Source organism: Accumulibacter sp., from assembly GCF_031732815.1.
Lineage (GTDB): Bacteria > Pseudomonadota > Gammaproteobacteria > Burkholderiales > Rhodocyclaceae > Accumulibacter.
In genome coordinates this window covers 1-3875 of sequence record NZ_JAVMKF010000193.1, presented here as the reverse complement: position 1 = coordinate 3875, position 3875 = coordinate 1, and the positions used below count along the sequence as shown (strand labels likewise).

The 3875-nt window shown below is 63.3% G+C and carries 5 protein-coding genes and 3 pseudogenes; 4 read left to right on the top strand and 4 right to left on the bottom strand.

Translation table 11 applies throughout. The annotated features are described in order from the left end of the window. The coding region (locus RKP46_RS12640; protein WP_311106971.1) for a nucleoside transporter C-terminal domain-containing protein at positions 1 to 356 on the top strand (356 nt) is incomplete at its 5' end. An 8-nt stretch (positions 357 to 364) separates the two neighbouring features. On the opposite strand, the pseudogene RKP46_RS12635 reads toward RKP46_RS12640, so the two are convergent. Next, positions 365 to 675, bottom strand: a pseudogene (locus RKP46_RS12635) (IS21 family transposase); the annotation flags it as partial. Further along, a complete protein-coding gene (locus RKP46_RS20245; protein WP_409194145.1) occupies positions 630 to 812 on the bottom strand; it encodes a hypothetical protein in 183 nt (60 codons plus the stop codon). The pseudogene RKP46_RS12635 and the gene RKP46_RS20245, both read right to left, overlap by 46 nt. A gap of 39 nt (positions 813 to 851) precedes the next feature. On the opposite strand from RKP46_RS20245, the pseudogene tnpC reads away from it, so the two are divergent. The 3 genes and pseudogenes from tnpC to RKP46_RS20240 form a co-directional block, all read left to right on the top strand. Continuing rightward, positions 852 to 1781, top strand: a pseudogene (gene tnpC / locus RKP46_RS12625) (IS66 family transposase); the annotation flags it as partial. Positions 1782 to 1865: 84 nt separating this feature from the next. After that, on the top strand, positions 1866 to 2057 hold the full coding sequence (locus RKP46_RS12620) for a transposase domain-containing protein (RefSeq protein WP_311106972.1): 192 nt from the start codon (positions 1866 to 1868) through the stop codon (positions 2055 to 2057). A 16-nt stretch (positions 2058 to 2073) separates the two neighbouring features. Next, positions 2074 to 2320: pseudogene (locus RKP46_RS20240) on the top strand (ISAs1 family transposase); the annotation flags it as partial. 474 nt (positions 2321 to 2794) lie between these two features. Here RKP46_RS20240 and RKP46_RS12610 read toward each other — a convergent pair. Both RKP46_RS12610 and RKP46_RS12605 read right to left on the bottom strand, forming a co-directional pair. Next, on the bottom strand, positions 2795 to 3553 hold the full coding sequence (locus RKP46_RS12610; protein WP_311106969.1) for an OmpA family protein: 759 nt from the start codon (positions 3551 to 3553) through the stop codon (positions 2795 to 2797). Continuing rightward, positions 3553 to 3875: hypothetical protein (locus RKP46_RS12605; RefSeq protein ID WP_311106968.1), on the bottom strand; the 323-nt coding region annotated here is incomplete at its 5' end. The genes RKP46_RS12605 and RKP46_RS12610, both read right to left, overlap by 1 nt.

Below are 3875 nucleotides of genomic sequence, written 5' to 3'. Positions count from 1 at the left end.
TACAGCGCATGCTTGGCTGGTTGATGGCACCACTCGCCTGGATGGCCGGCGTTCCATGGGGTGAAGCGGCAACCGCCGGGTCGCTGCTCGGCACCAAGACCGTGCTCAACGAACTGGTCGCCTACCTCGATCTGGCGCGCCTGCCGGCGAGCGATCTCAGTGCGCGCAGCCGCATCATCATGACGTATGCCTTGTGCGGCTTTGCCAATTTCGGCAGTCTGGGCATCCTGCTCGGCGGCATGTGCTCGATCGCGCCGCAACGGCGCGCAGAGATCCTCGAGCTCGGGCCGCGAACGCTGATTTCGGGAACCCTGGCCACCTTGTCCTGCGGCAGCGTCGTTGCGCTGTTGGTGTAAGAAACGATCAGGGGAAAGTTGAACGAGTGGCGCAGATCTGCGTTGAAGCGATCGACCTTGCCTTTGGCTCGGGTACGATAGGCGCGGCAGCGTTTGATGACGAAGCCACAGGACCCGGTTTAGTCAAGAAAGACTGCGTGCTCGCGGTGTTGCCAGAGCCGTCGACCTCGCATTCGAGAACGACCGTCTTCATGTCGTCGTAGAGCAGGCGCTGCGGAACACCGTCAAGCGCCGGCATGGGAGGATGATGGCAGTCGATCAGGGAGCTCACTTTCATGTCGGTGGCGAATTCGACATGACTCGCCGGGCTGTATCCGAGTAAGCGTCCAGCCGCTCCACCTTGCCGTCGACATCGCCGCTGGCGAAGGAAGCCGCCCGCCGGCGGCGAAAGCCCGACGCCAGCGCGCCGGTCGTCAGGCCTTGCCCGAGCACCTGCCGCGGGTCGAGCATCGGCATGAGCCCGCATCCTGCACCTGCGATCAGTGCGGCGCTGCCGTGGAACGGATCGGCGAAGACCTCACCGAGAAGCTCAGCCTTGTCCCGGCCGAGCTCTTCGTCGAACGAGATGTGGACCCCAAGTATGCCTGCCGCCCCTGTCAGACGATCACAGCTGCTCCTGTGGTTCCATCGGTCATCGACGGCGGTCTGGCGATGCCTGCGCTTCTTGCCTGGATCGTGGTCAGCAGGTATGTCGATCACCTGCCGCTCTACCGCTTGGAACGACAAGCCGAGCACTCGCGCGTGCCGTCTTCCCGCTCGACGCTGGCCAAATGGGTCGGCCGCATCGGCGTTGGCCTGCAACCGCTGAGCCTGCGTCTGGGCGAACTCCAGCGCCAGTGCAGCGTGCTGCAGCGTGACGAGACGCCGGTGGCGCAACTCGATCGCGGTTGCGGCAAGACCAAACGGGTGTATCTCCGGGTTTATCGCAGCAAGGCTTTGCGCGGCGACCCGCCGATCGTCCATTTCGACTACCAAGCAGAGGCCGCAGTGGACAGCACGTGGTCGAGCTTCTGGCCGGCTGGGGAAGGTGCGCAGATGGTCGATGGCTATGCCGGCTAGCAGGTCCTGTTCCGCGGCCAGGTGATCGAGCTGGCGTGTATGGCGCACGCGCGACACAAGTTCTTCGACCTGCATCAGGCCAACGGCAGCCCGCTCGCCGCCGAAGCGCGGCGCAGAATCTGCGGACGGTACGCCATTGAAGCCGAGATGCACGGGAAAAGCATCGAGGAACGCGCGCGACGGCGCAAGGAAGCCAGTCAGCCGCGCTTCGCAGCGCTGAAACGCTGGCTCCAACAGAACCGCAAGTCGACGGCTGACAGCAGCGCCTTTGCCAAAGCGATCCGCGAGCCCCTCCGTCGCTGGGCAGCCTTCGTCCGTTACGCCAGGAACCGTTTCTACCCGATCGACAGCAACACCGTCGAAGACGCCATTCGGCCCATCGCACCGGGGAAAAGGAACGGGCTCTTTGCCGGCTCGGAGGCCGCCGAGCGCGCCGCCGCGACTCAGTCGTTGCTCGAAACCGCCCACCTGAACGGGATCGAGGCGATGGCCTGGCTGACCGACACGCTGGAGAAACTCCCCATCTGGCCGAATAGTCGTCCCGACGAGTCGTTGCCGCTCAGAACGTTTTCCGGCCGCCTGAGCGCTTCGTGCCCGCGTCGGGGTGGGAGCGCCGGACGCCTGCGAAAAACCGGAACTTGACTCGATCGTCCCGTGTCGTGGTACTTTCGGCCGCGTCTTCGCAGCGCCCACCCCAGACGCGTTGGGAGCGGCGTTCCTATGCCGGGTAGGTCAGGTCGTTCCGTCGTCGGACCAAGGGGATGTCGTTGCGATCGATGGGAGGACGAGCCGTCGATCAGGGAAAGCGGATGCCACTCCGTTGCATCTGGTCAGCGTGTTTGCCGCGCAAACGGGGGTTGGTCTTGCGGCAGCGTGCGACCGCTGCGAAGGCGAAAGAGACGACACGAGCGTCGCACCCGACGTGCAGCGCATCAATGAGGCGGTCCACATGTGCTGGCGCGTCGCGCACAGCCTGCCTTGGTGCCCGGATGTCGTCTTTGCCGACGATCATATGCGCGCCCGCGCCGATCACGCCGCCCACCACTTCGCCCTGTTGCGGCAGTTTGCTTTGCACCTTCTGCGCCTTGCACCCGTGCGGTACAAGGGCGACTCCAGGCCTCAGCGCCTTATCGCAGCAACTTCCCAGACCTTCCGCGCTGAACTTCTCGGTGCAAAATGGGTTTCATCCAATCTCCCTGACTGCCAACCCATAGCTGCGGGACGAGCCGGATCCGGTGTACGGCTGCGACGCCTGGCGCTTGGGCGATCAGTTCCCGGTTTGGCGGGAATGAATCACTCGAGCGTCATAGGCTGCCGAGCGTACGTTGGATTTTCCTATCTTTGGCTGCCGCCACCTAGCGGCCCGTTTCACTCCCTGCTCAGGTCGGAGGGCGCACGAAAATCTCGACACGACGGTTCATAGCGCGGCCGGCGTCGGTGGCATTCGACGCGACCGGTTCGTCCTGACCTCGTCCGAACTGCTGCAGGCGAGTCCCGTCTACGCCGCGAGACATCAGGTGATTGGCTACCGAACGAGCCCGATCGGTCGACAGCTTGCGGTTGCCTTCCGGCGTGCCAGTGCTATCGGTATGACCAACAATTGTCCCTGTCAGGCCGCAGTATTCACGAATCGTGCCGGCAACCGAATCAAGCGTCGAGGCAAACGCCGGGCTGATGTCGGCGCTGCCGCTGCGGAACATCACCGAGCCCGGGATGTTCAGTCGCACGGAACCATCTGACAACTCCGTCATGCCAATCATTGAGTTGTACTGCGAACCAACCAGCGCGCCACCCAGCGCGCCGATCAATGCTCCGTTCCGCGCTCCCACCGAGCCTCTTTCAGTAGCGGCGCCGCCGACCGCAGCGCCAAGGACAACGCCGGCGACAGCGCCAATGGCCGCGTTCTGTACATTGCTGGTGCCGCCGAGCGGCTTGCAACCGGCAGTGGCGCCCATAGGTGGCGCGGTCTGGCAGCCGACGAGAGCAACGGTGGTGATGGCGATGGTGGCGACGCGACCGAGGTGCATGGTTTTCCTCCGCAGGGATGGAATGAGTCGGAAATGGCTATCATACCCTATTATATTTAGCGGTTTCTTGCCCTTCCTGTCAAGAGATTCTCCTTTGTTAAAGTCCGGCATTATGGAGCAACCACCCCACAGCGAGGCTGCCAGCTCCGGGAGAATAGTTCTGTGTTCAATGAACAGGAGCGCTTTTCATGGCAGACGTTGACGTGGTAGCCGCCCTGATCAGCAGGCGCACCGAGCTGGTCGATCTGATCCAGCATCAACAGAAGAAAATAAAGCGTTTGACGGAAGTTCTCGCCCACCTCGAGGCGACCGTCAAGCTGTTCTCCGCAGACTTCGAGCTGCGCACCGGGGCCAAGGCGCGGCCGGTTCGAAACCGCTTTTTTCGGTCCAGGCGAATGCCAGCGGATGGTCCTGGACATCTTCCGTGAGGCGC

Bases quoted from the DNA above. Each gene is read 5' to 3' on its own strand.
- RKP46_RS20245 (WP_409194145.1), bottom strand. From the start codon at position 812: ATGCCGATGCTCGACCCGCGGCAGGTGCTCGGGCAAGGCCTGACGACC.
- RKP46_RS12610 (WP_311106969.1), bottom strand. From the start codon at position 3,553: ATGCCGGACTTTAACAAAGGAGAATCTCTTGACAGGAAGGGCAAGAAA.